Source organism: Streptomyces sp. SID3343, from assembly GCF_009865215.1.
Taxonomy (GTDB): Bacteria; Actinomycetota; Actinomycetes; order Streptomycetales; family Streptomycetaceae; genus Embleya.
Genome location: NZ_WWJX01000394.1, coordinates 1 through 1,846 on the forward strand (window position 1 = coordinate 1; position 1,846 = coordinate 1,846).

Consider the following 1,846-nt stretch of genomic DNA (forward strand, 5'->3'; position numbering starts at 1 on the left):
GCGGTGCCGGGCAGAAGACGGGTCAGGTCGCGGGTGCGGTAGCGGACGACCGGCATGGCCTCCTTGGTGAGGGAGGTGAAGAGCAACTCGCCCGGTTCGCCCTCGCCGGCCGGCACGTCGGTGAGCGGGTCGACGATCTCGGGATAGAAGTGGTCCTCCCACACGTGCAGACCGTCCTTGGTCTCCACGCACTCCTGCGCGACGCCGGGTCCGATCACCTCGGAAAGCCCGTAGATGTCGACGGCGTGGATACCGGCGCGCTCCTCGATCTCGCGGCGCATCTCCTCGGTCCACGGCTCCGCGCCGAAGATGCCGATCCGCAGGGACGAGGTGCGCGGGTCGACGCCCTGCCGCTCGAACTCGTCGAGCAGGGCCAGCATGTAGCTGGGGGTGACCATGATGATCTCGGGCTCGAAGTCCCGGATGAGCTGCACCTGACGCGCCGTCATGCCGCCGGAGGCGGGGATCACCGTGCACCCGGCGCGCTCGGCGCCGTAGTGCGCGCCGAGTCCGCCGGTGAAGAGCCCGTAGCCGAACGCGTTGTGCACCCGGTGCCCGGGTCGGCCGCCCGCGGCCCGGATGGAGCGGGCGACGACGTCGGCCCAGGTGTCCAGGTCGCCGTCGGTGTAGCCGACCACGATCGGCTTGCCGGTGGTGCCGCTCGACGCGTGGATGCGGCGGACGTCCGCGCGCGGGACGGCGAACATTCCGAAGGGGTAGGTGTCGCGCAGATCCGCTTTGGTGGTGAAGGGGAACAGCGCCAGGTCGTCGAGGGTGCGGCAGTCCGTCGGTCGGACCCCGGCGGCGTCGAACTTGCGCCGGTACAGCTCGACGTTGTCGTACGCGTGCCCCAGGGTGGCCCGCAACCGTCGGAGTTGGAGGTCGCGCAGCTCGGCACGGTCCATCCGCTCGCCGGCGTCGAGGAGTTCCGCCGGCGGGGCGTCGCCCGGTCGTGGCGGGGACGCGGTGGTGCGTTCGCTCATGCGTTCTTCTCCACGCCTTTGATGCCGCGACTGCGACCGCGAAACTCCGCGACCACCTGGTCGTCGCGGGTGACGGTCACGTCGTAGATGCCGCTTCGGCCGAACCGGCCGACCTCGCTCGCCCTGGCCACCAGTGTGTCGCCCTCGTACGCCGGGGCGACGAAATCGACCGTGGCGCCTGCTCCCACGGTGATCGGACCGTGGCTGTTGCACGCGCACGCGAAGGCGGTGTCGGCCAACAAGAAGATGTAACCGCCGTGGGCGAGGCCGTGGCCGTTCACCATCGAGGCGGTCACCACCATGCTCAGGTGGGCGGCGCCCGCGCCGGTCTCGTGCAGTTCGATCCCCAGGCCCTGGGAAGCCCCGTCCGCGGCGAACATCCGCCGCGCGGGGTCCTGGACAGATGTCATGTGTGCTTCGCCATCCTTGTTAACTGACCGAACATTCGGTTACGTTAGTGGCGGCTCCAGTAATCCAGGACTTCGAACCTTCTGTCAAGGGGTGCAGCGCATGTCCGAACGACCCGACTTCTTCGCCCGCCACAGCGACCTGCTGGACCGGGCGGTCGAAGCGACCACCAGCCGCGACTACTGGTCCTCGTACCGGGAATCCCCCAGCACGTCCGCCTACGGGGAGGCGGCGCCCAAGGAGGGCGAGGCGGCCTTTCAGGCGCTGCTCGGCAAGCCGTTCGTCCTGGCCGGCCACCCGGAGGAGGGCTCGGTGCCCGCCACCGAGGTCTCCCCGTACGGCTTCGACCTCGGCGTCGGCTACCCGCGGGTCTCGCCCGAGACGGCCGTGGCCGCCGCCCGGCAGGCCACCGCCGCCTGGCGCGACGCCGGGCCGGACGTGCGGGCGGGCGTCGC

Annotated in this window: 2 protein-coding genes and 1 pseudogene; 1 reads left to right on the top strand and 2 read right to left on the bottom strand. The window is 70.7% G+C overall.

Features of this window, described 5'->3' with window-relative positions; all coding sequences use genetic code 11:
• Positions 1 to 983 (bottom strand): AMP-binding protein (locus GT354_RS13295; RefSeq protein ID WP_161356517.1); only part of this gene is annotated, 983 nt, incomplete at its 3' end.
• Positions 980 to 1,393 carry a hydroxyphenylacetyl-CoA thioesterase PaaI gene (gene paaI, locus GT354_RS13300; RefSeq protein WP_161356518.1) on the bottom strand — a complete coding sequence of 138 codons (414 nt, stop codon included), beginning with the start codon at positions 1,391 to 1,393 and terminating at the stop codon, positions 980 to 982. The genes paaI and GT354_RS13295, both read right to left, overlap by 4 nt.
• A gap of 100 nt (positions 1,394 to 1,493) precedes the next feature.
• Here paaI and GT354_RS13305 point away from each other — a divergent pair.
• A pseudogene (locus GT354_RS13305) lies at positions 1,494 to 1,846 on the top strand (phenylacetic acid degradation protein PaaN); the annotation flags it as partial.